At 62.5% G+C, this 26,971-nt stretch carries 22 protein-coding genes; 5 read left to right on the top strand and 17 right to left on the bottom strand.

What is annotated here, in order from left to right:
• Positions 1–7: 7 nt before the first annotated feature.
• Positions 8–913 (top strand): nitronate monooxygenase family protein, encoded by a 906-nt coding sequence (locus tag YH3_RS15930; RefSeq protein WP_245361854.1) that lies wholly within the window; start codon positions 8–10, stop codon positions 911–913.
• Here YH3_RS15930 and YH3_RS15925 read toward each other — a convergent pair.
• The 6 genes from YH3_RS15925 to YH3_RS15900 are packed head-to-tail and all read right to left on the bottom strand — an operon-like array spanning position 910 to position 6,953.
• Positions 910–1,806, bottom strand: a complete 897-nt coding sequence (locus YH3_RS15925; protein ID WP_003939949.1) for a LysR family transcriptional regulator — start codon at positions 1,804–1,806, stop codon at positions 910–912. The genes YH3_RS15930 and YH3_RS15925 overlap by 4 nt on opposite strands.
• Positions 1,807–1,809: 3 nt before the next feature.
• Positions 1,810–2,712 (bottom strand): LysR family transcriptional regulator, encoded by a 903-nt coding sequence (locus YH3_RS15920; RefSeq protein WP_007729501.1) that lies wholly within the window; start codon positions 2,710–2,712, stop codon positions 1,810–1,812.
• A gap of 30 nt (positions 2,713–2,742) precedes the next feature.
• Complete coding sequence (locus tag YH3_RS15915; RefSeq protein ID WP_030537193.1) at positions 2,743–3,555, bottom strand: enoyl-CoA hydratase/isomerase family protein; 813 nt, start codon at positions 3,553–3,555, stop codon at positions 2,743–2,745.
• Positions 3,552–4,313 carry a crotonase/enoyl-CoA hydratase family protein gene (locus tag YH3_RS15910; protein ID WP_064443701.1) on the bottom strand — a complete coding sequence of 254 codons (762 nt, stop codon included), beginning with the start codon at positions 4,311–4,313 and terminating at the stop codon, positions 3,552–3,554. Before YH3_RS15910 ends, YH3_RS15915 begins: the two co-directional genes overlap by 4 nt.
• A gap of 37 nt (positions 4,314–4,350) precedes the next feature.
• The gene (locus YH3_RS15905; protein WP_003940131.1) at positions 4,351–5,397 is read right to left on the bottom strand and encodes an MBL fold metallo-hydrolase; all 1,047 of its coding nucleotides are present in this window, start codon (positions 5,395–5,397) and stop codon (positions 4,351–4,353) included.
• A complete protein-coding gene (locus tag YH3_RS15900) occupies positions 5,394–6,953 on the bottom strand; it encodes a long-chain-fatty-acid--CoA ligase (RefSeq protein WP_064443700.1) in 1,560 nt (519 codons plus the stop codon). The genes YH3_RS15905 and YH3_RS15900 overlap by 4 nt, the downstream gene beginning before the upstream one ends.
• Before the next feature lie 187 nt (positions 6,954–7,140).
• Here YH3_RS15900 and YH3_RS15895 point away from each other — a divergent pair, with 187 nt between their 5' ends.
• Positions 7,141–8,085, top strand: a complete 945-nt coding sequence (locus YH3_RS15895; protein ID WP_042923979.1) for a LysR family transcriptional regulator — start codon at positions 7,141–7,143, stop codon at positions 8,083–8,085.
• On the opposite strand, the gene YH3_RS15890 is transcribed toward YH3_RS15895, so the two are convergent.
• Positions 8,019–8,909 carry a LysR family transcriptional regulator gene (locus YH3_RS15890; RefSeq protein WP_030537198.1) on the bottom strand — a complete coding sequence of 297 codons (891 nt, stop codon included), beginning with the start codon at positions 8,907–8,909 and terminating at the stop codon, positions 8,019–8,021. The genes YH3_RS15895 and YH3_RS15890 overlap by 67 nt on opposite strands.
• Positions 8,910–9,091: 182 nt before the next feature.
• Between YH3_RS15890 and YH3_RS15885 the strand changes: the two genes are divergently transcribed.
• Positions 9,092–10,762: a chitobiase/beta-hexosaminidase C-terminal domain-containing protein gene (locus tag YH3_RS15885; protein ID WP_064443699.1), complete on the top strand. Its 1,671-nt coding sequence runs from the start codon at positions 9,092–9,094 to the stop codon at positions 10,760–10,762.
• A gap of 50 nt (positions 10,763–10,812) precedes the next feature.
• Here the strand turns inward: YH3_RS15885 and YH3_RS15880 are convergent, their stop codons facing one another.
• Positions 10,813–12,003: an acyl-CoA dehydrogenase family protein gene (locus YH3_RS15880; protein ID WP_030537200.1), complete on the bottom strand. Its 1,191-nt coding sequence runs from the start codon at positions 12,001–12,003 to the stop codon at positions 10,813–10,815.
• Positions 12,004–12,313: 310 nt separating this feature from the next.
• Here YH3_RS15880 and YH3_RS15875 point away from each other — a divergent pair, with 310 nt between their 5' ends.
• Positions 12,314–13,534, top strand: coding sequence for an acetyl-CoA C-acetyltransferase (locus YH3_RS15875; protein WP_007729531.1), 1,221 nt, complete (start codon positions 12,314–12,316; stop codon positions 13,532–13,534).
• A 5-nt stretch (positions 13,535–13,539) separates the two neighbouring features.
• Here YH3_RS15875 and YH3_RS15870 read toward each other — a convergent pair whose 3' ends face one another.
• From YH3_RS15870 to YH3_RS15850, 5 genes are all read right to left on the bottom strand, one after another.
• A complete protein-coding gene (locus YH3_RS15870; RefSeq protein ID WP_064443698.1) occupies positions 13,540–14,736 on the bottom strand; it encodes a CaiB/BaiF CoA-transferase family protein in 1,197 nt (398 codons plus the stop codon).
• Between the two features lie 72 nt (positions 14,737–14,808).
• Complete coding sequence (fabG, locus tag YH3_RS15865; RefSeq protein WP_003940214.1) at positions 14,809–15,549, bottom strand: 3-oxoacyl-ACP reductase FabG; 741 nt, start codon at positions 15,547–15,549, stop codon at positions 14,809–14,811.
• 42 nt (positions 15,550–15,591) lie between these two features.
• Positions 15,592–16,758, bottom strand: a complete 1,167-nt coding sequence (locus YH3_RS15860) for an acyl-CoA dehydrogenase family protein (RefSeq protein WP_007729538.1) — start codon at positions 16,756–16,758, stop codon at positions 15,592–15,594.
• Positions 16,759–16,878: 120 nt separating this feature from the next.
• Positions 16,879–18,399: an acyl-CoA synthetase gene (locus tag YH3_RS15855; protein WP_003940405.1), complete on the bottom strand. Its 1,521-nt coding sequence runs from the start codon at positions 18,397–18,399 to the stop codon at positions 16,879–16,881.
• A 45-nt stretch (positions 18,400–18,444) separates the two neighbouring features.
• Complete coding sequence (locus YH3_RS15850; RefSeq protein WP_003939812.1) at positions 18,445–19,242, bottom strand: enoyl-CoA hydratase; 798 nt, start codon at positions 19,240–19,242, stop codon at positions 18,445–18,447.
• A gap of 109 nt (positions 19,243–19,351) precedes the next feature.
• Here YH3_RS15850 and YH3_RS15845 point away from each other — a divergent pair, with 109 nt between their 5' ends.
• A complete protein-coding gene (locus tag YH3_RS15845) occupies positions 19,352–20,782 on the top strand; it encodes a coniferyl aldehyde dehydrogenase (protein WP_064443697.1) in 1,431 nt (476 codons plus the stop codon).
• 36 nt (positions 20,783–20,818) lie between these two features.
• Here the strand turns inward: YH3_RS15845 and YH3_RS15840 are convergent, their stop codons facing one another.
• Genes YH3_RS15840 through YH3_RS15825 form a run of 4 tightly spaced genes read right to left on the bottom strand, consistent with a single transcriptional unit; the run spans position 20,819 to position 26,968 of the window.
• Positions 20,819–22,741 (bottom strand): SEC-C domain-containing protein, encoded by a 1,923-nt coding sequence (locus tag YH3_RS15840; RefSeq protein ID WP_231917396.1) that lies wholly within the window; start codon positions 22,739–22,741, stop codon positions 20,819–20,821.
• A 35-nt stretch (positions 22,742–22,776) separates the two neighbouring features.
• The gene (locus tag YH3_RS15835) at positions 22,777–24,669 is read right to left on the bottom strand and encodes an SEC-C metal-binding domain-containing protein (RefSeq protein WP_064443696.1); all 1,893 of its coding nucleotides are present in this window, start codon (positions 24,667–24,669) and stop codon (positions 22,777–22,779) included.
• Between the two features lie 18 nt (positions 24,670–24,687).
• Positions 24,688–25,365, bottom strand: coding sequence for a GAP family protein (locus YH3_RS15830; RefSeq protein WP_064443695.1), 678 nt, complete (start codon positions 25,363–25,365; stop codon positions 24,688–24,690).
• A 49-nt stretch (positions 25,366–25,414) separates the two neighbouring features.
• Positions 25,415–26,968: an acetolactate synthase large subunit gene (locus YH3_RS15825; RefSeq protein WP_064444205.1), complete on the bottom strand. Its 1,554-nt coding sequence runs from the start codon at positions 26,966–26,968 to the stop codon at positions 25,415–25,417.
• Positions 26,969–26,971 lie beyond the last annotated feature (3 nt).

Genomic DNA, 26,971 nt, shown 5'->3' with positions numbered 1-26,971 from the left:
TTCACCGATGTTCATCATTTCGACTCCTGACCTCGTCATCGCGCAGTGCACCTCTGGCATCATCGGGTCCTTCCCGGCACTGAATGCTCGTCCGCAGTCGGCACTTCGGGATTGGCTCAAACTGATCACCGTGGCTCGTGAGGAACATGATCGTGAGCACCCGGAGAATCCGTCGGCGCCATTTGCCGTCAACCTCATCGTCCACCGGTCCAACAACCGCTTGGAAGAGGACCTGGCGACCATCGCCGAGTTCGAGGTTCCGATCGTCATCACGTCCCTCGGCGCTCGCACCGACATCAACGACGCAGTCCACGCATACGGCGGAATCGTTCTCCATGACGTCATCGACAATCGCTTTGCACGCAAGGCGATCGAGAAGGGCGCCGACGGACTGATCGCGGTAGCTGCCGGGGCCGGTGGTCATGCCGGTAGGCAGTCGCCGTTTGCCCTGATTCGGGAGATTCGTGAGTGGTTCGCCGGTCCACTGCTGTTGTCAGGTGCCATCGCTCATGGTGATTCGATTCTCGCTGCGCTCGCGGCCGGGGCCGATTTGGCATACGTCGGATCAGCTTTCATCGCAACCGAAGAGGCTAACGCGGATCCTGCGTACAAGGAGATGATCGTGGATTCAGGGGCCTCCGACATCGTCTATTCCAACCTGTTCACCGGAGTACACGGAAACTATCTGCGGGGCAGCATCGTTGCCGCCGGCTTGGACCCCGACAACCTGGCCGAATCCGATCCATCCGCAATGAGTTTCGCGACCAACGACACCGATACCAAGGCCTGGCGTGACATCTGGGGCGCCGGACAGGGCATCGGAGCGATCGACGCAGTCCTTCCGACGCATGCAGTAGTAGAACGTCTCGCCGCCGAGTACTCTGCCGCGCGAGAACGTATCTGCCGACTCTAGTGCTGTGACCGGCGTTCGTCGGACAGGTACTCGTGGATCAGGTTCACGAATACCTGTCCCACCGGCGACAACGTCGAGGGGTCGAAGGCGAGACCGTACGCACGCAGAAATCTCGGCTCGCAGGCCCGTTCCACCACCTGACCAGGCATCGATTTCGCCACCGAGCGCTCGACCAACGAACCGCCGAGTCCGGCGATGACCATCGGGAGCCGCGACTCCCGTTGCTCGGTCACCACCGCGAGTTCCGTTCTGGTACCGGCCTTTCGGATCGAATCTTCGATCGCGTCACCCATCGCTGCCCCGCGAGGAACGAATACCATGGGAATGTCCGGCATTTCCGAAAGGCGTACCGGCCCCTCGGGTAGTTCTGTTCCAGCCGGGTAGACCAGGCGGTATTCCTGCTCCCCCAATTCGACGATTTCGAGCCCTTCGCCCGCCTCGAGCGGCAGATGAGCCACCGCGAATTCGCAGTGGCCGTCCCGGATGAGACTTTCCAGATTGTCCTCACGCTCGAGTTCCGAGAATCTGACTCGTGCTTGCGGATACCGTCGACAGAACTCCGCAATCAGATCGACGATCGTCCCCGAGGTCAGTGCAGGGAAAGCCATGATGTCGAGGCGACCGACGATGGCGCCATCGGATGCCGTCAACTGTTCAGCCGCCGCAGCTACGTCTCGCAAGACCTGTCGACTCGGGCCGACCAGACTGCGACCGGCAGCACTGAGCACCATGCCTCGCCCGATGCGATGGAACAGCCTCACTCCCAGTTCACGTTCGAGCCCGCGCAACGCTTGTGACACGGTCGGCTGAGCAACGCCGAGAGCCGCTGCGGCGCCGTTGATCCCCTTGTTCTCGACCACTGCGAGGAAGTACTCCATCTGCCGGAACTCCACAGTTCACTCCTCTTCCGTGGACGGAACGGCGGAGGTGGCCATTTCCGCAGCCGTCGCGATGAATGCAGCGGCCGCCGGGGATTGCTCGCCCGAGCGATAGACGATACCGACGTCGCGTGTCAGCGGCGGATCGAAGGAGAAGGCGCAGACGTCTGTCATCTGCTGTTGTGCAACCCTTCTCGGCACTACAGTGGCGCCGATCCCTCGACGCACGAGTTCCCACGTGGTCACAGGGTGGACACAGTCCACGACTACGTTCTCGGCGCCTTCGCTGAGCAAGCCCCGGAACTGATTCGATTGATCACCGAGATCGACCACAAGCGGCAAACTGTGCAAGAGCGCTCGCGGAACCGGATCCGCCAACGGCGTTGCAAGTCGGCCGGACAACGACGCATGGGTGGCGAGCACCAACTCCTGAGTGGCAATCGGAGCCGTGACCAAACCTTCGTACCCGATACTCAGATCGGTGACGCCGACCTCGGCCGACCCTCGCCGCAACGCATTGTCGACCCCGGCCGGGCCGTACGTGTCGAGAACACGCACGACGATCTTCGGGAAGTTGGCCCGGAATCGCCGGACCAACTCGACCATCGGATCGATCGAGAACGCCGAGTACGAGACGACGTCGACACGACCGAACTCGAGTTCGCGAACGGCGGTCACTTTCGCCTTCGCGCGCTCGACGTCGGCAAGGATTCTCCTGGCCGCGAGATCGAACGTGCGGCCCGCGTCGGTAAGAACCAACCGCCTGCCCGTCCGGTCGAACAGCGTGGCGCCGAGTCGACGCTCGAGCGTACGAATTGCCTGTGACAGCGAGGGCTGCGAAATGTAGAGAGCCTGAGCGGCCTTCGTTATCCCACCGTGGTCGACAACAGCGACGAAGTAGGTGACGAAGTGCAGATCCACTCATCCATCATACGACCAGCGATCCGTCGCTCACTCCACCCGAGTTGCCCCTGGTACGGCCCACTCTCCGGTGAAGATCGGCTCCCGCTTTTCCACGAAGGCACGAACCGCGTCGGTGGCATCCGTCGCAAAATTGACCGCTTGCGCCCTCGCCTCGTTGTCCAACGCCTCCCGCAACGAGAGGGAGGTGTGACGTTCGAGCATGGCGGCAGACTGACTCAGTGCGGCCGGCGGGCCGGCGGCGAGCCGCTGCGCCAGTGTTGACGTGTGTTCGTCCAGCTCGGCCGGTTCGACCAGATAAGTCACCAACCCGAGCTCGTAGGCTTCCTGTGCGTCGATCGTCTCGGCAAGCATCACCAGTCGCTTGGCTTGTTGGAGGCCGACCAGTCTCGGCAGGATCCACGAACCACCGAAGTCGACAGACAACCCCCGTTTGGCAAAGATCTGGCTGAACTTCGCACCCTTGGCCGCCACGACGAAGTCGCAGAGCAACGCCATGTTCCATCCGGCTCCGACGGCAAACCCGTCGACCTTCGCCACCAGAGGTTTGGGAAACTCACTCAGTGCGATTGCCGTTGCGTTGATGACACGCATGCGATCGAGCGGGTGCGACGAGCCACGCTTGTCCAGATCGGAGCCCGCGCAGAAGGTCCCATCCGCGCCGGTCAGGATCACCGAGCGAATCTGCGCGTCCTCTTGAAGTTCGAGGACTGCTTCACGTAGAGCGATCCAGGCGTCGAGATCGAGAGCGTTGCGGCGGTGCGGCCGACAGAGAACAATCGTCGCGACAGCACCGTCTCGTTCGATGCTTACGGCCGCACGCTCGATCGTCTCGGCACTCATGAACCACTCCACACGGGAGAGCGCTTCTCGGCAAATGCCGTGGCGCCCTCCTTGGCATCACGAGAGATGAAGACCGGATCGATGAATTCGCGTTGCGCGACAAAGGCATCCGGATCGGTGTACTTGGCGGACATTGCCAGTACCTGCTTGGTCGCGCGAACAGCCAGTGGACCGTTAGCCGCTACTCGGGCCGCAAGCTCGCGTGCGACGGTCAGCGCCTGTCCCGGTTCGGCGAGCCGATTGACCAAGCCGTGATGGTGCGCCACGGTGGCACTGAGCGGATCCCCCGTGATCGCGATTTCCATGGCCAACTGATACGGAAGAATTTTCGGCAGACGTAGGAGTCCGCCGGCGGCCGCGGCAAGTCCCCGCTTCACCTCGGGCAGGCCGAATTTCGCGTCCGTGGACGCCACGATCAAGTCGGCCGCCAAGGCCAGTTCGCAACCGCCGGCGAGTGCCCAACCTTCGACGGCTGCGATCAGCGGCTTCGACGGCGGTGCCTCGGTCAGACCGGCAAAACCACGACCCGGTAGCGATGGCCGCTCTCCGCGCGCAAATCCCTTCAGATCCATACCGGCGCAGAAGGTTCCACCAGCTCCGGCCAGAATGCCGATGGTGAGATCGGAGCGTTCCTCGAACTCGTCGATCGCGGCTGCGAGTGCCTGTGCGAGTTCCAGGTTGACCGCGTTCTTGGCCTCGGGACGATTGAGGGTGATGACGGCAACGCCGTCGGCGAAGTCGGTGAGCACGACGCTCATGTTCGGTTCCTACTTCCGTGATGAGATTCTTGAAAGGTCACTGCGCGCGAATGCTCCAGCGCACGGGTGTGCCGCCGGACGGTGTCACGATCTCCCGCTTGGCCAAAACAACAAGATGAGCATGGGTTTCGCGGACTGCCAAGCGAAGTAGTCGCGGCGACATCTGTTCGAACGGGCGAGACCAGGAGATCGTGCGTGAGAGTTCCCAGGCCGTGGATTCAGGCTCATCCTGCACCGCAGCCACGATCTCCGCCAATCGCTCCTCGTGGTGCCCCATCAATTGACGTGCACGATCGGCGATCCCACGGAATCGATATTCATGTGCCGGAAGCACTTCGCACTCGCCCAGTGTTGTCGTCGCCTCGAGCGAGAGAAGATAACGATGAAGCGGGTTCTCGAGTTCACCGGGAATCGTGGAGATGTTCGGGCTGATCCTCGGCAGCATGTGATCGCCGCTGAACAACAAGCCTCTGTCCTCTTCCACGAAGCAGAGATGTCCGGGAGTGTGCCCCGGTGTCCACTGGGCCCGGAGATTCCACCCGGGAAGATCGAGTGAATCACCATCTCCCAGAACAATGTCGATGGTTTCATGCTCGGCGAACCGCACCAGGTCGACCCGAGACGCGTCGAGCACTTCGGCCGGTGCGCCGAGTTCGGACAATTGCAGGTTCCAGCCACTGATGTCGTCGCGGGTCTGCTCGGGACCGTGGTATCCGAGGAGCGTCGCGTCGGCCACGTGCATCGCAAGCGTTGCGCCGCTGACCTGCCGAAGACGCGGCGCCAGACCGAAGTGATCGGGATGCAGGTGCGTGATTGCCGCATAGCGCACTTCGGAAACGTGGTATCCGATCGATGCTATGCCGTCGACGAGAGCCTGCCACGACTGTTCGTGATCCCAACCGACGTCGATGAGGGCAAGTCCGTCGTCGAGCGCGAGTGCGTAAACGAGCACGTAACGCAAAGGGTTGTCCGGCATGGGAACAGGGATCGACCACAATCCGTCCCGCACCTGTTCGACCGGTGGAAGGACTTTGTTCGCCCACGCCTCACGTTGTGCGACACCGACGTCTTCGGTCACGATCATGATGCTTCTCCGCTCGCGTTCAGCATGGTCCGCAGGCTCGACTTGAGCAGTTTCCCGCTCGCGTTGCGAGGTAGGGAGTCCACGAAATGGATCTGGCGAGGTTTCTTGTACGACGCCAACTTCGCTGTGCTGAACGCGATCAACTCGTCGACGCTCGGCACGTCGGCACCGTCGACCAGTTTGACCACCGCGGTGACGGATTCACCCCAGCGCTTGTCCGGAACCCCGACCACCGCGACCTCGGCAACCGAGGGGTGTTCGGCCAGAATGGATTCCACCTCGATCGGATAGACGTTCTCACCGCCGGTGATGATCATGTCCTTGAGGCGATCGGTGACGAACAGATACCCCTCGTCGTCCAGATGGCCGGCGTCGCCTGTTCGGAGAAAGCCGTCCTTAGTGAACAATTCTGCGGTCTCTCGGTCACGTCGCCAGTACCCGCGAGTGTTGTTTCTGCTGCGTGCAACGATCTCACCGGATTTGTTGGGCGGCAATACCTCACCAGTTGTGACGTCTCGAATGGAGATCTCGACGCCGATCATCGGTTTTCCCGCAGATCGGAGCAACTCCGAACGCGGACCGCTCACATGATGGTCGAAGGCACGAAGGACGGATACCGAACCCGTTGTCTCGGTCATCCCGTATCGCTGGACGAATTTGCAGTTCAAGACAGTCATCGCATGAGCGAGGAGTGCCGGAGTGATCGGCGACGCCCCATAGGCGACCACCTCCAGGCTGGTCAGATCGAAACTGTCGAGAGTCGGCAGATCTACCAGCGTCTGAATGACTGCAGGCACCAGAAATGCGTGGGTGACGCGGTGGGTCGCGATGGCATCAGCGACCCGAGCAGGCGCCATGTCTCCGAGCAGCACCAAAGGCACTCCGGCCGACAAGCATGTACTCATCCAGCCGGCACCGGCGATGTGAAAGAGGGGAAGTGCATCGAGTGCGACTGCATTCGAACCGAATTCGTAGACATCGAACCCCTCGGGCTCGTTGTACAGATTCCGGTGCGTGGCCACGACGCCCTTGGGCCGGCCGGTTGTCCCGGACGTGTACAGCTGCAGAACTGCTGCATCCGGATCGTGCCCGTGTCCGGGGTCGATACCGGTCCCTGATGCCACGAACTCCGCCCAGGTTCGCGAATCCGGCAGGCTCCCTGCAGCTCCCACGGTTATGACCTCGATGTCCGGCAACGCTGCGGACATCGCCGCCGCCCCCGCGGCGAACTCGTCATCGACGATCAAGACGTCGAGCTCCGCGTCCTCGGCGATGTCGACGAGTTCGAGTGGGTTGAGCCGCCAGTTCAACGGTATGAACACAGCGCCTGCCTTCGCACATGCGATGAAGGTTTCCGCACCTTCGAGCCCCATACGCAGTAGCGCACCGACACGAGCACCCGTTGTGGTCACTTCTGCCAGCGCACTCGCCAAGGTGCTGGTCTCGCCATCCAGCTCAGCCCAAGTCAACGTTCGGTCGCCGCACGTGATTGCCGGATCGGACGGCCGTGTCGACGCCGAGTGGCGTATCCGGTTGGGTAGGTGAAGCTCGCTCACATCACGCTCCTGTGTTCCAGGTACTCACCGAGCACGAACCGCGGTCGGTGGTACTGGAACAGTCGACCATCGCTATGGCCTGCGCCACAAAGACGAGAAGGCGCACAGAGCCATAGCTCAGACCTATGTCAGCAGGTCGCAGCAAGTCACCGCCGCCAAGGGTCCGTCATCTGGGAGAATTCGTCAGATGCAGGCACCCGGGATGGACATACGCAGCGCGCAGTATCTCGTCGCGGTCGTCGATCACGGCAGCGTCACTGCCGCCGCGGACGTCCTGCGTATCTCGCAACCGTCCCTCTCGCAGGCCGTGCGCAACCTCGAACGAGCTCTCGGAGCCACACTCTTCGAGCGCACCACTCGCGGTCTGGCTCCCACCACGGTCGGACTGGCAGTTGCCGATTCTGCCCGTACGTTGCTCGCCGACGTTGCTCGGGCCGAGGCCGCGGTGGCTGCGGTAACCGCTTTGCGCGCCGGGGAACTCGCCATAGCGGTTCAGTCCGATCTCGCCATCGACCCTGTTGCAGAGGTCGCCGGACGCCTCCATCTGACGGCACCCGGAATTCGGTTCTCCACGAACGCCTCCGCCAACGCACAGGACGTGCGCGCGCTCGTCAGAGCAGGTACGTGTGAACTCGGGTTTCTCGAGACCCACCCGGGTGCCGAAGTCTCCGACGGGCTTCGAGAAATTGCCGTGAGCACCCAGGAAACGGTCTTGTCGATCCCCATTCGCCTGGCCACAGACCTCCCCGATCCGGTTCCGCGCACCGTGGTCGCGCGCCTGCCGATGGTGGTCGAGGCATCCGCAGTTCGGCGCGGGCACTCGATCGACGACGATCTGGAACTCACCGACGTCGTCGTGGAAGTACCTGATCGCCTTGCTGTCCGGGAAATGGTCGGGCAAGGTGTAGGCGCCGCGCTGCTGCCCAGATCGATCGCCGAACAAGACTCCCCGGCATCTGAGGTTCGCTCGCTTTTCCCACCGATCACCCGGCAGACGATCTTGGTCTACCGCGACGGCCCGCTCTCACCGGCCGGGTCTGCGTACATCGAGAACATCTCCCCACGTCACAAGCCCTCCACGAACAGCCTGCCCAACGGCGAGAGCGTCTCCGGATCGAACTCGACGCCGTAATTCAGTGAGATCGCCGGCTCCACCGGAAATATCTCCGCGCCGGACGCGACCGACCTCTCGGCCAACGAACGCTCCATGAATGCCATGCCCAAACCAGCAAAGACGAACGCGCCGACGGTCTCCCGCTGCGCCAACTCCGTCGACATCCGAGTCCGGGCCCCGGCGGCCTGCAGAGACGACTCGATGGCAAGGCGAGCCCGCGAGTGTTTGAGCACACCCACCACGGGGAGATCGGGCAATGCCGTCAATGACACCGGCTCTCCCGCAGCGGGTTTCACACCATTCGGCCAGACGTCAGGATGAACCCCCGACGGCACTGCCAGCCAGTACTCGTTCACCCCCAACACTTTCGTGGACAGCGCCGACATGTCGGGTGGCCAGTAACTGAAGACCACCTCGCACGCGCCGTCTGCCAACACCTGCTCAGACGTTGCACCCTGCGGCAACTCACCGACCCGAACGGTCACAGCAGGCCACCGCTCACGAAAGTCTGCCACGATGCGTGCGATCGGACCTTCGAGACCATGTGCCGCGGAGCAGATGTCGAGCCGGCCACGAGGCTCGTCGGCCGTACCGATCGCGACGTCGAACGCGGCCGCGCTGCTGCGAGTCATCTGCCTCGCCGGCCCTACCAACGCCCGACCTGCTGCCGTCAGCACCAAACCGCGACCGACGCGGTGAAACAGTTCGACTCCGAGTTCACGCTCGAGGCCACGAATACCCTGCGACAGCGACGGCTTGGTGACCGACAGATTCTGCGCAGCCGTCGACAAGGACTCACCACCGGCAACGGCAAGGAAGTACTCGATCTGACGTAGGTCCACTCCATCGACTTTGCCATAAACGCAGCCGGGTATACCGGTACCAAGCACTGCAGGGTGTTCACACACGCTTCATTAATCGGACATTCAGGACACACCTTCTTCTACCCGGCGCCACCTACCGTAATTGGTCCAGACCAATTGCGGATAGGTCTGAACCACCGCGTCGAAGACAAGGAATCCTCGTGAGACGTACGACCATCGCGATAGCAGCCGTGACAGCGGCTCTCGCCGTCCCCGGCATCGCCCCCGCCGAATCCCACGCCGAACCCGGCTGGGGCAGTTCGTCCTTCGAATGGGGCAGCTCTTCGGGCGAGAACAACACGCCGCCCGCAGCGCCCGGCGTCAGCGTCCCCGGCGGACGGTACGAGCACCCCGTCGACCTGACCTTCACCGCCGAGCGCGGCGCCACCGTCCGCTACACCGTGGACGGAACGACACCCACCACCGACAGCCAAGCTGCCACGCCGGGACGTCCGCTGCACATCGCGCAGGACACCAACGTCACTGTCGCAGCTTTCCGAGGCGATCACGCGAGCGCGGCCGTCTCGTTCGGCTACCTGATCAAGACGTCGGAAAAGCCGCTGGCTCAGGTCGTCGTGATGTCCGACGTCCACGTCGGCGATCACGCGAACAACGACAAGAAGTACGAAAGCTTCTTCGACACAATCGGTTCCATCTTCCCGAAACCCGACGCTATCCTCTCCAACGGGGACATGATCAACGACAACGGAGACGGCAAGGGGCCCGACCACAAGATCGTCGCAGAAATCTTCCAGGCAAACCTCGCCCGGAAGGGCATGAACGACACACAACTCCTGATCTCCAACGGCAATCACGATGCAAGTCTCGCGGCGATCAGAGCCGGGTACCCGGCGGAGTGGTTCCCGGATTCCGGTGGCGGATACTACGAATCCGACGTCAATGGTGTCCATCTCTTCACGGTCAACACCGAAACCTACAACAATGATTCAGCGCAACGCGATTGGCTGAAGTCCCGCCTGACCGAAATCACCGCGGAGTCCGGGAACCTGACCAAGCCGATCCTGGTCCAGGGACACCGGCCGGCAAGCAACACAGCCATGGACGGGCAGCAGGCGTCGAACCCTCGATTGACCGAAGACCTGAGTGCCTTCCCTCAGGCAATCTTCTTCTCCGGGCACTCACATCTGAACAACAACGACGACCGGTCGATCCATCAGCGTGACTTCACGTCGGTCAACGACGGCTCGATGTCGTACATCGAAATCGATCACGGCTACCAGATGGTGACCGAGTCCGGTCTCGCGAACCGTTTCGAATCACCCACTGCCCAAGCGCTCTTCGTCGAGGTCTACCAGGACCGCACGGAAATCAACCGAATCAACATGGCAGCAGACAAGCACGACATCTACGCCGGTGGCGCGTGGTCAGCCAACTGGCAGCCGCCGTACTCGAGCGCGGGCACGCTGAGCGGTTCGGGGTGGACGGTCGAACTCGACGGGTCGACCAACCAGCAGATCAAGGACAACTTCCGCTACACCTCGGGCGCACGGAACACGCACGCGCCGGAGTTCACCTCGAGCACTCCGCTCTCGGTGACGACCGGCGAAAACGGTGCGACCGCACTGAGGATCGCGCAGGCCAAGGACGATCAGATGGTGCACCACTACGCCGTCGAGGTCACGGACACAGCCACCGGAGCGAAGGTGGTCTCGTCGAAGGTGCTCTCGGACTTCTACTTCATGCCGCGGCCGAACAGCCTCGACATTCCGATTCCCGACGCCGCAGCGGGCACCGCATACGAAGCCCGCGTCGAAGCCGTTGACGCATACGGCAACCGGTCACCGGTGACAACCCTGGCCTTCACCCGCTGACCCGACACGACAAAGCGGCACCGCGCATATTCGCGGTGCCGCTTCTCGGCTCAGTTGTACGTGCGAAGCAGGCCCTTGCTGATGATCTGCTTCTGGATGTCGCTGGTGCCTTCACCGATCAGAAGGAACGGCGCCTCACGCATCAACCGCTCGATCTCGTATTCCTTGGAATAGCCGTATCCGCCGTGGATACGGAAGCTGTCCTGGGTGACCTCCGAGCAGAATTCACTCGCCAGATACTTCGCCATACCCGCGGCGACATCGTTGCGCTCACCCGAGTCCTTGAGCCTGGCAGCGTTGACCATCATCAGATGTGCCGCTTCGACTTTGGTGCCCATCTCGGCGATCCGGAACGCGATGGCCTGATGCTCGGCGATCGGCTTGCCGAAAGTCTCGCGTTGCTTGGCGTAGGTGACAGCCAGTTCGAAAGCGCGCTGGGCAATTCCGCAGGCACGCGCGGCGACGTTGACCCGGCCGACCTCGACGCCGTCCATCATGTGCCGGAATCCCGAGCCAGGGGTGCCACCGAGAACCTCCTCGGCTCCGATCTCGAAACCGTCGAAGATCATCTCCGTGGTGTCGATTCCCTTGTACCCCATCTTCTCGAGCTTGCCCGGAATGGTCAGGCCCGGGAGTACCTCGCCGAAACCTGCGGGTTTCTCGATCAATATCGTCGTCAGATTGTTGTGCGGCTTCTCCGCGCCCTCGTCCGTCTTGACCAGGACTGCCACCAAGGTCGAGGAACCCCCGTTGGTCAGCCACATCTTCTGGCCGGTGATCACGTAATCGCCGGAGTCCGTCCGCTTCGCCCTGGTCGATATGGCAGCAACATCGGAACCGAGGGCAGGCTCCGACATGGAAAATGCACCGGTGAGTTCCCCGGAAGCCAAACGCGGCAGGTACTTCGCCTTCTGTTCCGGCGTCCCGTGCGCCGAAATCATGTGAGCCACGATGAAATGCGTGTTGATGACACCGGACACGCTCATCCATCCACGGGCCAATTCTTCGACGCACAGCGCGTAGGTGAGCAATGATTCGCCGATACCCCCGTACTCGGGGTCGATGGTCAGTCCGAACAGACCCATGTCCTTCATCTGCTTGACGATGTCGGTCGGGTACGTATCCGAGTGTTCGAGTTCCTGCGCCGCGGGGATGACCACACGATCGACGAACTCGCGTACCGCCCCGACAATATCGGTCTGAGTTTCGGTCAATCCCGCCGTCTGCGCCAAACGAGTCACTGTTCCACCTGTCAGTCGGTACTTCGTGCCCTCCCGGTCGACGAAATTGATTCGACTCCAGGAACTTTCATCCCACCGCGACGTGTGTGCGACAGAGACGCTGCATCCATTCAATCCCCGAACGGTATAGGTGTCAAAGTCGATTTCGCATACGAACCGTATGGCGGAAACTATGTCCGAACAGGTCGTTCCTGCTGTTGACAACCGCGCCACGCGTGCTGGATATTCGAGTGGCCAGGTCGCGGTGGGCCCTTCGATCGGCCCGTTCACGCGACGCATTCCCCACCTCTCCTCGAGACAGGCGCATTCCATGCACGACGCAGTCATCTGTGAACCCGTTCGCACCCCGGTGGGCGGATTCGGCGGAGTCTTCAAGGACGTTCCCGTCACCACACTCGCCGGCACTGTTGTGCGTGGCCTCGTCGAACGAACCGGCATTGCGTCCACCGATGTCGACGACGTCATCTTCGGTCAGGGGTACGCCAACGGAGAGGCCGCGGCCATCGGGCGAATCGCGGCACTCGACGCCGGTCTCGACGTGTCCGTTCCCGGAATACAACTCGATCGCCGTTGCGGTTCGGGATTGCAGGCGATCATCTACGCCGCGATGCAGGTACAGACCGGGATGAGTGATCTGGTCATCGCCGGCGGCGCCGAGAGCATGAGCGGAACCGAGTTCTACTCCACCGACATGCGTTGGGGCACAAAGCGCCCTTCCGTCGAGTTCCACGACCGATTGGCCAAACCGCGCACGAACTCCGGCGGAGTCAACTTTCCGGTGGAAGGCGGCATGATCGAGACCGCCGAGAACTTGCGCCGGGAGTACTCGATCACCCGCGACGAGCAGGACCGATACGCGGTGCGATCGCACGAACGGGCCGTTCACGCCCAAGACAGTGGGTACTTCGACGACGAGACGATTCCCGTTTCGGTGCCCGGACGCCGTGGTGAGCAGACAGTCGTCACCCAAGACGAGCATCCGCGCCGAGGGATACAACTGTCCGATCTTGCTGCACTGCGCCCCATTCGAGGTCGCGTCGACCCTGAAGCAACAGTCACCGCCGGAAATGCCTGCGGCCAGAACGACGCCGGAGCCGCGGCCATCGTCACCACTGCGGCCAACGCCGAACGGCTGGGCCTGCGGCCGTTCGCGAAACTGGTCAGCTGGGGTGTGGCCGGTGTGGAGCCGAACCGGATGGGCATCGGACCGGTGCCTGCCGTGGCGAAGGCTCTCTCCCGTGTCGATCTGTCGCTGGACGACATCGACCTCATCGAAGTCAACGAGGCCTTCGCCGCCCAGGTTCTCGCGTGCGCCAAAGCCTGGGGATTGAGCGCGCAGGACATCGAAGAACGCTTCAACGTCAACGGTTCCGGAATCTCGCTCGGACATCCTGTCGGCGCTACCGGTGGGCGGATCCTCGCCAATCTGCTGCGCGAACTCGACCGGCGCCAGGCACGGTACGGGATCGAGACCATGTGTATTGGTGGCGGACAAGGGATTGCCGCGGTGTTCGAGAACCTGCGACGCTAGAAGCGTTAACCGATCGATCCGTCGCGGCGAAGTTCCGCGATCCGGTCGCCCGTAAGTCCCAACTCGGCCAGCAGAGAATCCGTCTGCTGGCCGAGTGCTGGAACGTCACCCATGCGCATTTCGACATCCGAATACGTCATCGGAGGCAGCACGGCATCGATCGGACCGTTCTCGGTGCCCACGGACCGCCATCTGGCACGCTTCTCCAGCTGCGGATGTTCCAGCAGACCGGCCATGTCGTTGAGTGCCGCGGCCGGAACACCAGCGGCGGCCAGACGCTGATCCAGATCTGTCGTCGAGTACAGACGCGTCAGAGATCCCACCAATTCGTCTACCTCGCCACGGTTTTCGACGCGCACGATGTTGGTGCGGTAACGCGGATGATCGACCAGATCCTCTCGCTCGAACACGTCCACCATCAGCGCTCGCCATCCACGATCGTTCTGGACGCCGATCAGGATTTCGCCGTCGGCCGTGGGATACGAATCGTAGGGAACGATCGCGGCATGGCCGAGTCCGACACGTGGAATCTGCTTGTCCGCATACATTTTCATGTACATCGGATGGCCCAGCCACTCGACGGTGGAATCGAACATCGAGACCTCGACGAGCGCTCCCTTGCCCGTTCGCTCTCTACGGAACAGGGCGCTCAGAATCGAAGTCAGCGCGTACATTCCTGCCGCGATGTCGGAGACCGGGATGCCGGCCTTGGTGGCCGTCTCCGGTGTGCCTGTCACGGAGATCATTCCGGTCTCGGCTTGGACCAACATGTCGTAGGCCTTGCGCTCGCGCCGCGGGCCGGCACTGCCGTAGCCGGACATGTCGATCACGATGAGCCGTGGGTATTTATCGCGCAGTTCCTCCGCGCCGAACCCCAGTCTCGCGGCTGCGTCGGGAGCCAGGTTCTGCAGGAACACATCGGCTCGCGCGACCAGATCGAGAAGGATCTGCCGGCCGGGGTCCGACTTCACGTCGACGGCGATCGATTCCTTGGAACGGTTGAGCCACACGAAGTGTGATGCCTGACCGTGAACCGCCTGGTCGTAGTGACGCGCGAAGTCACCCTCGCCGACGCGTTCTATCTTGATCACCCGCGCACCCATGTCCGCGAGATGCCTGGTGGCGAGCGGTGCCGCCACCGCCTGTTCGAGTGCAACTACGGTGATTCCGTCGAGCGGAAGATCCGAGTTCGGCTGTCCCATGTCAGTAGTCACCCCAGAAGTTTTACACCCAGAATTCTCACACTCTGAATTCTTGCACTCGAACAGGACGGATCAGATGTGGCGGCCGCCGGTGATCTCGAGAACCGTGCCGGTCATGTAGCTCGAGAGGTCGCTCGCGAGGAACAGCACAACCGAAGCAACTTCCGAAGGCTCGGCTGCGCGCCCCATCGGAATCTCGGCAAGCTTCTCGTTCCAGATCCGTTCGGGCATCGCCTCGGTCATCGCCGTGCGGACCAGTCCGGGCTGAACGGCGTTGACGCGAACGTTCTTGAACGCGACCTCTTTTGCCGCGGCCTTCGTCAGACCGACGATCCCGGCCTTCGCGGCCGAGTAGTTGGTCTGCCCGAGCATGCCCACCTTGCCGGAGATCGACGAGATGTTCACGATCGCGCCCGTCTCACGCTCGCGCATGCGGGCGGCGGCAGCGCGTGTTCCGTTCCAGGCGCCCTTGAGGTGAACGGCGATCACGTCGTCGAAGTCCTGCTCGGTCATCTTCCGCATCGTGGCGTCGCGCGTCATGCCGGCGTTGTTGACCATGACATCGACTGGACCGAAAGCGCTTTCGGCCAGATCGAGCATGGCCTCGACCTGTCCGGAGTCACGCACGTCGCAGGAAGCGAAACGGGCGACCGACTCTCCACCGAGTTCGGCGACCGCAGCCGTTCCCACGGTTTCGTTGATGTCGCCGAGAACGACGGTCGCGCCTTCCTTGATGAAGGTGCGCGCAATTTCGAGCCCGATGCCCTGGGCTCCGCCGGTCACTACCGCAACCTTGCCGTCCAACAATCCCATGTCCACTCCGTTCGTGAGGTTAAAGCTCGTCTGGAAAATGTGTCAGCGCTGGTTTTGCTTTTTCGCTTGCGCCACGAGCCCACCACCGAGAATCAGACGCTGGATCTCGCTGGTTCCCTCGTACAGGCGCAACAGGCGAACTTCACGGTAGATGCGTTCGACCGGAACACCGCGCATGTACCCGTTGCCCCCGTGGATCTGCACGGCGAGATCTGCGACCTTGCCCACCATCTCGGTGCAGAAAAGCTTTGCCGCCGAAGGCCCGAGACGGCGATCCTCACCGCTGACGTACCGCGCGGCCACCTCGCGCACCATCGCGCGCCCTGCCATCACACCGGCTTGCTGGTCTGCCAGCATCGCTTGAACCAGCTGGAAGTCGCCGATCGCGGTGCCGCCCTGTTCCGTGACCACGGAGAACGCGACAGATTCGTCGAGCGCTCGCTGTGCTGCTCCCACCGAGAGCGCCGCGATATGGACTCGTCCGCGCGCGAGAGACGTCATCGCTGCGCGGTATCCGGTGTCCTGGTCGCCACCGACGAGGGCCGACTCGGGAACTCGGACGTTGTCGAAGGTGACCTCGGAGGTCCAAGCACCTTCTTGACCCATCTTCTTGTCCTTGGGACCGACCGTGACACCTGGCGTGTCAGCCGGAACCAGGAACACTGCAATTCCCGGACCATCGGAATCCGCCGGGCGAGTGCGCGCGAACACCACGAACAGCTGCGCCAGTGGAGCATTGGTGATGAACCGCTTGTTGCCGTCGATCACCCAGTCGGATCCGTCCAGCACTGCCTTGGTCCGAAGGCCGGCCGGGTTGGAGCCCGCTCCCGGTTCGGTGAGAGCAAAGGAAGCCACGACATCACCGGAGGCGATGCGCTCGAGCCACTGAGCCTTCTGCTCGTCGGTACCGAAGCCGACCAGCACCTGTCCGGCAATTCCGTTGTTGGTACCGAACATCGAACGCAGCGCCAGAGACGTGTAGCCGAATTCCATTGCCAGTTCGACGTCTTGGGTGAGGTCGAGCCCGAGCCCACCCCATTCCTGAGGGATCGCGTAACCGAAGAGCCCGATAGCTGCGGCCTTCTTGCGTATGTCCTCAGGAATGGCGTCGGTGTCGGCTATCTCCTGCTCACGCGGAACTACTTCCTTACGGATGAACTCCCGCGCAGTCGCCAAGATATCTGCGAAGTCATCTGCGTCGACCTGCATTCCCACCACTCACCTTGCTGTTTCCGAAGTCCATGCCGTCCCCCGAAGTCAATACCGTGAGGCAATCGGAGTCAAAGACCTGAAAACGAACCGAAGGTAAGGCAGAACCTATAGCAAGCTTCAGACGGTGCGCAGTTCCCGCTTCAGTAGCTTGCCGCTCTGGTTGCGCGGAAGCTCGGCCACGAAACGGACATGCTTGGGCACCTTGAACGGAGCGATTCGCTCCTTGACGTGGGCAATCAACGCCTCGGGCGTCAACTCGTCGTTGCCGTCCTTGAGCACGACGATCGCGGTGACGGCCTCGATCCACTTCTCGTCGGGCGTACCGATCACGGCAACTTCTGCCACGGCGGGGTGCGTGTAGACCGCATCTTCGACCTCGCGTGACGCCACCAGGATGCCGCCGGTGTTGATGACGTCCTTGATCCGGTCGACGACCGTGATGAAACCTTCTTCGTCCCGCACGACCAGATCGCCCGAATGGAACCAGCCGTCACGGAAGGCCTCGGCGGTGGCTTCCGGATTCTCCCAGTAGCCGTTGCACAGCTGCGGTGAGCGGTAGAGAACCTCGCCGGACTCACCGTCGGCGACATCGTTTCCGTCGGCGTCGACGACGCGGGTTTCGACGAAGAACACCGCGCGACCACAGGAAGACGGGCGATCAGCATGCTCGCTGGGCTGGAGAACTGTTGCCAGTGGGCCGATTTCGGACTGGCCGAAGCAGTTGTAGAAACCGATGTCCGGGTAGCGCTCGCGCAGACGATTGAGCACGGTGACCGGCATGATCGAGGCGCCGTACTGCGCCTTCTTCAGCGACGACAGATCGCGGGTCTCGAGGTCCGGATGGTTGGCCAGCGGTACCCACACGGTCGGCGCCAGGAACAGCGATCCGATCTTTTCGGCTTCGACACGGCGCAGGATTTCCGGGATGTCCGGCGCCTGCATCAGACTGACCGTCGCGCCGACGGACAGGTACGGCAGCATGAAGACGTGCATGCCCGCGGAGTGGTACATCGGCATGCAGATCAGCGGGTTGTCGTTCTTGTCGAGGCCGAGCGCGATCACCGAGGACACGTACTCGTGAACCAGTGCACCGTGAGACATCATGGCGCCCTTGGGCTTCGAGGTGGTGCCCGAGGTGTACAGCAGTTGCGCCAGATCGGTCGACGTCGCACGCGGTTCGAAGACCGGCACCTCGCCTGCCTCACCGATCGTGACGACGGACAGTTCCGCGTCCCGCAGTGCGATCACGTGATCGAGATCGAGGTCGGAGCGTACCGAGTCGAGTGTCGGCGCCAATGCCGGATCCACCAACACCGCGCGGGCGCCTGACTGCGCCACGAGGTACCGGAGTTCCTCCCCCTTCAGTGCGTAATTGACGGGAACATGCACCAAACCTGCTCGTGCACAGGCAAGAAATCCGATTGCATAGGCGTCGGAGTTGGTTCCGTATGCCGCGACGCGGTCGCCGTGTTCGAGCCCCAGACCGAGCAAGTAGGCGGCGACCCGCGTCACCGCGTCGTCGAGTTCGCGGTAGGTGCGAGTGCGATCTTCGAAGACGACGGCTACACGGTCGGGGTACTTGGCTGCCGAGCGCCGAAGCACTCCGTCGACAGTGTTGGTGCGTGGATCCAGGCTCATGCGCCTCAGGTTATAGGACGTCCAACTAAACCGGAAGAGCAATCGTTACTTATTGCGCCATTCGGGCTTTCGCTTGTCCACAAAGGCCTGCATACCTTCCTGAGCGTCGCAGGTCACGGCGTTGGTTGCCATAGTTTCCGCCATCGCCTCGTACGCCTGCGCTTGCGGCAGATCGATCTGGCGATAGAACGCCTGCTTACCGATCTTCACCGTCAAGGGGCTGGCCGTCGTGATCTTGGCGGCCAGTTCGCGCACCTCTCGGTCCAGGTCTTCGGGCGCGACGACGAAGTTCACCAGACCCCAGTCCGCAGCGGTGTCGGCGTCGATCGTCTGCCCGGTGAGCAACATCTGCATCGAGCGCTTGCGCCCTACTGCCCTGCTCAGCGCCACCATGGGCGTCGAGCAGAACAGTCCGATCTTGACGCCCGGCGTGCCGAAGACAGCATTCGACGCAGCAACAACCAGATCACACGACGCAGCCAGTTGGCAGCCCGCCGCGATAGCCGGGCCCTGTACTGCGGCAATCACCGGCTGCGGAATCCGCTGTACGGTCTCCATCATCTCGGTACAGCCGTCGAAGATCGCCCGCTCGTCCTCGAGGGTTCTCCCGATCATCTCCGTCAGATCGTGTCCGGCGGAGAACACCGGGCCTTCGGCGCGCACGATCACGACCCGCACGCGCTCGTCTACAGACAATTCGACAAGGGCAGCCGTCACCTCACGCATGGTCTCCGCCGAGAGCGGATTGCGCCGCGCCGGCCGATCGAGCGTCAGGAAACCGAGTCCCACCGATTCCTCGACGGAAATCTTCACTGCAGTGTCTTCTACCTGTGTCTGCGACATGTGTTCTCTCTACCAATCGAATCCGTCCCGGTCAACGAGACGAAAAGGACATCCACTCGCACCGCGTCGATACCGTCCGGTCAATACTTCGCCACTACGAGGAGTGCCCATGAGCACCGATGCCGCCGTCACCACTGATCTCGAAGAGATTCTGCGCGCTCAGCAGGAAGCAACTCGAGCCGCTGGTCTTCCGTCAGCGCAGACACGACGCGAGCGCATTCAACGCGTCGTCGATCTCCTGGTGGCAAACCACAAGGATCTGACCGAGGCGATCAACGAAGACTTCGGCGGCCGAATCCCGGCCTACTCGGTGATGAATGACGTTCTCGGGTCGATGGTTTCACTCAAGCACGTTCGTGATTCGCTCGAAGAGTGGATGATTCGCTCACCGAGAGCTACCGGAGCGATGCAGGACCAGTTGGGTGCCACGGCGTACGTGTCGTACCAGCCGAAGGGTTCGATCGGCATCATCGGAACCTGGAATGCTCCCCTGTTCACTCTCCTGAGCCCGCTCGCCTGCGCCCTCGGAGCAGGAAATCGCGCCGTTCTCAAACCGTCGGAGATCGTGCCCAATACTGCGACCGTCCTGGCCGAGGCGGCGCGTCGAACTCTCGACCCCGTGGAGGTCGCGGTGGTGACCGGCAGCCCGGAGGTCGCTGATCGGCTGACGTCGCTGCCTTTCGACCACCTCGTCTTCACCGGCAGCACGACCGTCGGAAAGCTGGTCATGGCCAATGCTGCGAAGAACCTGGTGCCGGTCACCCTCGAACTCGGCGGCAAGTCACCGAGCGTCTTGAGCCGCAGTGCCGATATCAGCTCTGCTGCTTCGCGTTTGGCTATCGCGAAGTCCACCAACGCCGGTCAACTCTGTGTCTCTCCCGATCTGATCTACGTTCCGCGCGAGAACACGGAAGCATTCATCGACGCGTTCACCGACCAGTTCACGGGACTGTTTCCCACGATCGCCGACAACAAAGACATGGTCTCGATAGTCAGCGATCGTCACCTCGCACGCATCGAGGGGTACATCGCGGACGCCGAAGAACGTGGGGCACGAATCATCACCGTTCCCGACGAAGAACTCTCCGCAGACACTCGTCGTCGCCCACTGCGAATCGTGGTCGACCCTCCGACCGACGCGCAGATCATGAAGGAGGAGATCTTCGGGCCGGCCGTCGTCGTCTTGCCGTACGACCAACTCGACAACGTCGTCGCCGACATCAATTCACGACCGAAACCGTTGGCGCTGTACTACTTCGGAACCGATCTGGACGAGAAGGAATCCGTACTCGAACGCACCGTCTCGGGCGGCGTCACCATCAACGACGCAATGTCTCACCCCGGGCTGAGCGACGCACCCTTCGGCGGCGTCGGGGCTTCGGGTATCGGGCACTACCACGGCCGCGAGGGTTTCCTCGAGTTCAGTCACGCCCGAACGGTATTCGAAGCAGCGCAGCATGACCCACGCGGCGAGTGGGGAATGCTCCCGCCGTACGGTGAGGGTTTCGAGCAGATGATGTTGGCTCAGGTAACGCCCTAGGGCCTCCGGCCCCGTGCGCCTTTTTGGTAGTTCGCGCTACCGGAAAGGCGCACCGGCAAGGCCGCGGCTGAGGAACTCCACCAGCTGACCCGGTTCGGTATCCACCGACTCGATCAGTTGGATCAACTCCTTCTTGTCTTCTACCGCAAGCGGTTCGATGCCACCGAACGTGCGCATCGTGGACCCGGCCGGAAGAACACGAGCACACACGAGTGTGCCTGGCTCGAGGTTCAGCGAGCCCCACTCGTCCGTGACCTTCACCAGATGGCCGTTGCGGACGTCGCTGAGGGTCACCAACTGTCCAGGCTCCGTCGAGGCGACCTTGTACACCGAGCGCGGAATCGACAACCACTGATCGGCCAGTTCGCGTTCGTCGGCAGGCAGCAGTTCTCCGCGGCGCTCGACAAAAGCTGCGAAAATACCCGCATCGAACAAGGCAGCGTCGACGGCCAAACCACCTTCGACGGCCAGCGTCAGTGCTTCTTCGCTGTTGAACTGCTCGGCACGGATGAGCGCAAGATCGAACACGGCGTCGAAGTACTCCGGCGTGCGCGAGAACAACTGAGCCTTGACGTAGAGCCAGCTGGCCCGGTCGTCGAACGTCACCTCGGACTTACCGAGATGGCAAACCTTGAACTTTCGACCGGAACCGCACCAGCACTTGTCATTTCGTCCGAGTTCGGGGTGCTCGGCCGGGGCGTAGCGCTGAAGAACCTCGTGCAGAACCTCGGACTCGCCACCCTCGATTCGGCCCAGCAAAGCCAGCGCGCGCGTCACATCGCTTCGATCGGCGGCCAGTAGCGCCAGATCGAAGATCGCGGGAGTCCAGTCGGGATCGAGATCGTGCGCTGATTCGTACGACGCCTCAGCGGCCAGGATCTTGCCGAGACGATCCGAAGCCTTGCCCGCCAGCCAGTGCGCTGCCGGCTTGACACGACGCGACCCTTTTTCGGCGAGAGCAGTTGCAACAGAATGCAATACGGAATCATGATCGTCGAGTTCGGACAACAGCTCCAACGCTGCCGCAGCCGCGGGCGGCTCGGCGAGGCCTGCGAAGGCCTGCGGATCCTCCTTGATCTGCTTGCGCGCCCAGTCCGAGACATCGTCGACGCCTTCGGCTTTCGCGGCCATGACCACATCGACGAAGGCGATCACCGACGCGGCTTCTTCGGGGTGCAGATTCTCGCGGACCTCGAGCATGCGGGCCCGGTTCGCCAGGTGGTATGCCTCGAAATCGAATCCGTCGACCGCAACGTAGTCACCGTCGCGGACGTAACCTGACGCCTCGAGCATCTCGCCCAGCGGGGCGGTCGGCTGACGGAACAGCGACGGCTCGTCGAGCATCAACTGCCAGACAATGGCATCGAGGGTGTCAGCACCGATGTCGGCAAGGACCGTCGCCAGGTGCTCGCCGAATCCGGGTGCGGGATCCAGTACCTCGGGGATGGTGCAGAGCGTCAGCTCACGGTCAGCGACGAACAATCCGATCAAGTCACCTTCCGAGCACTCGGCAAGGGTGTCGGTGTCGAGCAGAAAGCCTTCGTCGTGTGGGAACTCCGGATCTTCGATCCCACGATCAGCCAATAGATCGTCGTCGGTCCCGCGGTGCACGACGCTGATGCCGTGGATTTCGTCGTCGTCACGATCGAGGAAAACCCGCAGCATCATCAGATCGGGGTTCGCGTCGAGAACGCCGGACCTGATTTCCGCTTCGGTGAGCCGATGGGTCAACACTCGATGCTCGAACAATGTGTCGAGGGCGGCGTACCGTTCCTCACTCAAGTATCCGAGCAACGGGTCCTCGACGTACTCGACAAATTCGGCCATGTCCTCGGCTGTACCGTGCCCGGCGTCAGCCAACAGGGTGCCCCAGTCCGCCGCTGTCTGCGGGCCGTGCTCACGCAACAACTCCATCGCGGCTTCGGCGATCAAGTCATTGGCATCCATCGGTTCGTTCACCTATCCAACTTTAACGGGGTCGACTCGATACATCGTCACCGGTCATCGGTCGAGTGATCGGCGCCTCCACGCAACTCGCGCACCAGTTCTTCGGCCACGAGATCTTCGGAAGCGAGAACCTCGAGCACCCTCGCAGCCTGCGATTCCGTTGCCATGACCACAACACCCACCGCAAACGCGCCAGTGGGGGCCGTCAGGACCCGAGCACTGATCACATCACCTGGCTTGCCTTCGACCGAGTGAGCAACCGTGACGGTCTCCTTGGACCCACGATCGAGCAGCACGACGCCGGTGTCGGACGTTTCGATCACCTCGTACACCGACCTCCGGATTCCGAGCCACTGTGCGGCTGTCACAACTTCCGCCTCCGGAAGTAGTTCGCTGCGTCTGGCCAAGAATTCGGCAAAGATTCCACCCTCGAACAGAGCGACGTCCAGTGCCGAGCCGTCGAAGATCGTGGCCGCGATCAGTTCGTCCTCGGAGAGATTTTCGTTTTCGAGATCGTCGAGCCCGGTCACGATGTCGACGAATTCGGAGGCAAACGCAAACAGGCATGCCTTCTTGTACAGCCACCGACCGTCCGCCTTGACGGATTCATCGGCCTTTCCGAGGTGGCAGACCTTGTACTTGCGGCCGGAACCGCACCAACACTTGTCGTTTCGACCGAGTTCCGGGTGATCGGATGGCACGAAGTCCTGCAGTACGGCGTAGAGATTCTCTTCACTTCCGCCGTCGATCCGCCCGAGCAGTGACAGCGCCCGGGTCGCATCGCCGCGGTCCGACGCGAACTGAGCCAGCTCGAACAAGGCCGGACCCCAACCGGATTCGGCAAAGAGCGCTTTCTCGTAGTGCGCCTCCGCTTCGAGGACGCGCCCCAGCCGATCGACGGCCTTACCGGCGAGCCAATGAGCCGCCGCCCGCACCGACCGTGGCCCTCGCTCGGCCAGTTCGGAGGCAAGCGCTTCGAGGATTGCGTCGGTCACCGGGTCCTGATTCCGAAATCCGAGATCGAACACGGCCACTGCAGCACCCGGATCTGCCAGTGAGACAAAAGAGTCCGGAGCAGCGCTCACATGACGGTGGGCCCAGTCCGCGATATCGAAGTCGGCGATGACCGCGTCGGTGTATCCGCGGTCCGCCAGATCGACAAACGCAACGGCAGAGACTGCCTCGTCGTGGGTCAGGTCGTAGGTACCGGCCACCAAGGCTGTCCGAATCTGCAGGTCGTAGGCGTCGAAGTCGAATCCCCGCCGAGCCAGTAGCTCACGCTCGTGCTCGTAACCTGCCACCTCGAAGATCTCACCCAGCGGCGCAACAGGAACCGTGAAGAGTGACGGATCCTCGATCAGGAGTTGCCAGCACACAGAATCCAGGGCCTCGACTCCGTCCTCCTCGAAGAGTTCGCCGAGCGCCGGAGCAAGATCGGGTTCGTCCTCGATCTCGACCAGACGAAACGCAAGTGTTCCGTCTTCGACAGCCAAGCCGACGAGATCACCGTCGGCGCACTCGCCGAGGGTTCCGGCCGGAAGTACCACAACTCGTCGACTCCGGAACGGAGCAGCTCCGCGTTCGGAGGCTGCTTCTTCCGCCAGGGCCACCCGGATCGCCCCGTCGTCGTCGCCGAATGCCAAGATCGGTTCCAGGTCGGGGCTCGCGTCAAGGATGTCCGACGCAATTTCGACTTCGCTGAGCCGGTGAGTGAACACGAGCCCTTCGAGGACCGTGTCGAGAGCGACGTACTTTCCGTTGGGCAGGTACCCGAGCATCGGTTCGGACAGGTACTCGAGTACATCGGCCAACTCGGTCGCAGTTCCGTACTCCTCGAGATGGGTCGCCCACTCTTCGAGACTCAGCGGGCCTTGCTCGCGCAGAACAGCCAAAGCAGCGGAGGTAATGGAACCGGCAGCGTCGTCGTCGAAATCAGTCACCCGCCAATGGTAGGCGACCTATTGCAGCCCACTGAGCCCCTCGCCCAGCACGGTCGCACCGAGGATCGTCAGGATGACCGTCATCATCACCGCGTTGTTGGCGGTCATCCATGCCTTCGCGGACGCGAGGATCTCGTCGGCACGCTTGCCGGAGAGCACCTTCACCAGGATCGGCAACGCGATGCCGACGCTCGCGATGACCGTGAAGATCACCGCGGCAACAATCTGTTGGGCAACGACATTCGTGGCGACCGCGATAGTGGCCGCACCGGATACCGCCAGCGCTGCATTCTTGGGATTGACCGCCGCGGACAAGAACGCCAACCCGAACGCCTTCCGCGGAGTCAACCCGTCGACGCTCTTCATCCACTTCGGAACTGTCGGCTCACTCCCGTTTCGCGGACGCGCGCGCCACTGCTTGTATGCCAAGCCGAACAGGACCAGACCCAACACGATTCGTACGACGCTCGACCACACGGAAGTCCGCGACGACTCCGACTCCGCAAACGAATAGTCCGCGATCACGATGGTCACCGCGACGACTGCCGAGATTCCGAGGACCCACCCGAGTAGAAAAGATGCCGCCCCTCGATGTGCTCCAGCGGTGATCATGACGAGCACGATCACCGCCATGGGCATCGAGACGAAAAGCAGGCCGAGGGCAATCGGAAGAGACAGACCGATCGCAGCTAGCACCGAAAACCTCCAGTTGAATGCACGATCGACGATCGATTCGAGGTCGAAATCACGACGTCGGAGGCAGCATGACCTCGATGAGATGCGGGCCGGGTTCCGCCAGCGCTGCGGCAAACTGTTGGGCCAACTCCTCCGCTGTGTTCGCCCGCGACGCGGGCACTCCCAACCCCTCGGAGATCTTGACGTAGTCCATGTTCGGAGATGACAGATCCAGCATCGACTGTGCGACGACGCCGCCACCTTCTGCGCCGACTCGTTGCAGTTCGCCACGCAGGATGGCGTACGCGCGATTGTTGAGCAGAATCGTCGTGACGTTCAACATCTCTCGCGCCTGCGTCCACAACGCCGTGATGGTGTACATCGCGCTTCCGTCGGCTTCGAGATTGATCACCGGTCGCTCCGGCGCTGCCACAGCGGCGCCCGTCGCCACCGGGATGCCCTGGCCGATGGCACCTCCGGTGAGCGTGAGCACGTCGTGGCGCGGCGCTCCGGCAAGGGCAATCGGGATCGCCCAACCGGAAGTCGCCGCCTCGTCGGAGATGATGGCGTCGCCTGGCAGCAGGGCGCCGATCACGTCGGCCCAATTTCGAACGTCCAGAGGCCCGCTCGGCAGCGCCGGCCGATTCGCTTCCTGCACAACAGGTTCGACTCCCGGTGCCACGAGTTCGGCCACTGCCTCCAGTGCACCGGCAACATCGTCGCCGACGCTTGCCAGCGTTGTCACCGCAGCACCCTCCGGTGCCAGATCGCTCGGTTTTCCGGGATACGCAAAGAACGAGACCGGCGAAACCGCTCCGGCCAGAACCAGCTGAGTTGTTCCGCGAAGTTGTTCGGTGGCGTGCTCGGCGAAGTATCCCAAGCGCTCGAATGACGGTAGCCCCGCACCTCGTTGAAGCCTGGCTGGAAAAGTCTCGATCAGAATCTGGGCACCGGTCGCGACCGCAATTCGGGAAGCGGCGCGCAGCCCAGCTTCGGAACAGGCTGCGCCGCCCAGCAGTAGCGTGGCGCGACCCTCGGCATTGAGCGCGCCCACCACCGAGTCGATCTGTGTTGCAGAAACTTCCGCCCGCCCCGGTATGTCCCGAGGACCCGCAAGAACTCCACCTTCGCCCCACGAGACGTCGGCAGGGAGGACAAGTGTGGCAATGCGTCCGGGCGGATTCAACGAGGCGGCAACGGCGTCGGCCGCGTCGCTACCGACGGTCGCGGTGGATTCGGAACGTCGACTCCACCCCTCCAACCATTCGGTCAGCGCATCGATGTTCGATTCGAGAGGAGCGTCGAAACCGTGGTGGTAGGTCGCGTGGTCCCCGACGATGTTCACGATCGGTGTGTGGGCGCGGCGCGCGTTGTGAAGGTTCGCCAGTCCGTTCGCCATACCGGGGCCCAGATGGAGCAGCGTCGCGGCAGGCTTTCCGGCGATCCGTGCGTAGCCGTCCGCGGCACCGGTCACGGCGCCCTCGAACAAGCCGAGTACCGCCCGCATCTGCGGAACGGAATCGAGTGCGGCGACAAAATGCATCTCGGACGTTCCTGGATTGCCGAAGCACACCTCGACGCCCGAGTCGACCAGGCTTTGGATGAGCGACTGTGCACCGTTCATTTC

It is taken from the genome of Rhodococcus sp. YH3-3 (assembly GCF_001653035.1).
Lineage (GTDB): Bacteria > Actinomycetota > Actinomycetes > Mycobacteriales > Mycobacteriaceae > Rhodococcus_F > Rhodococcus_F qingshengii.
The sequence above is the reverse complement of the archived record's forward strand: the minus strand, read 5'-3'. Positions and strand labels throughout refer to the sequence as shown.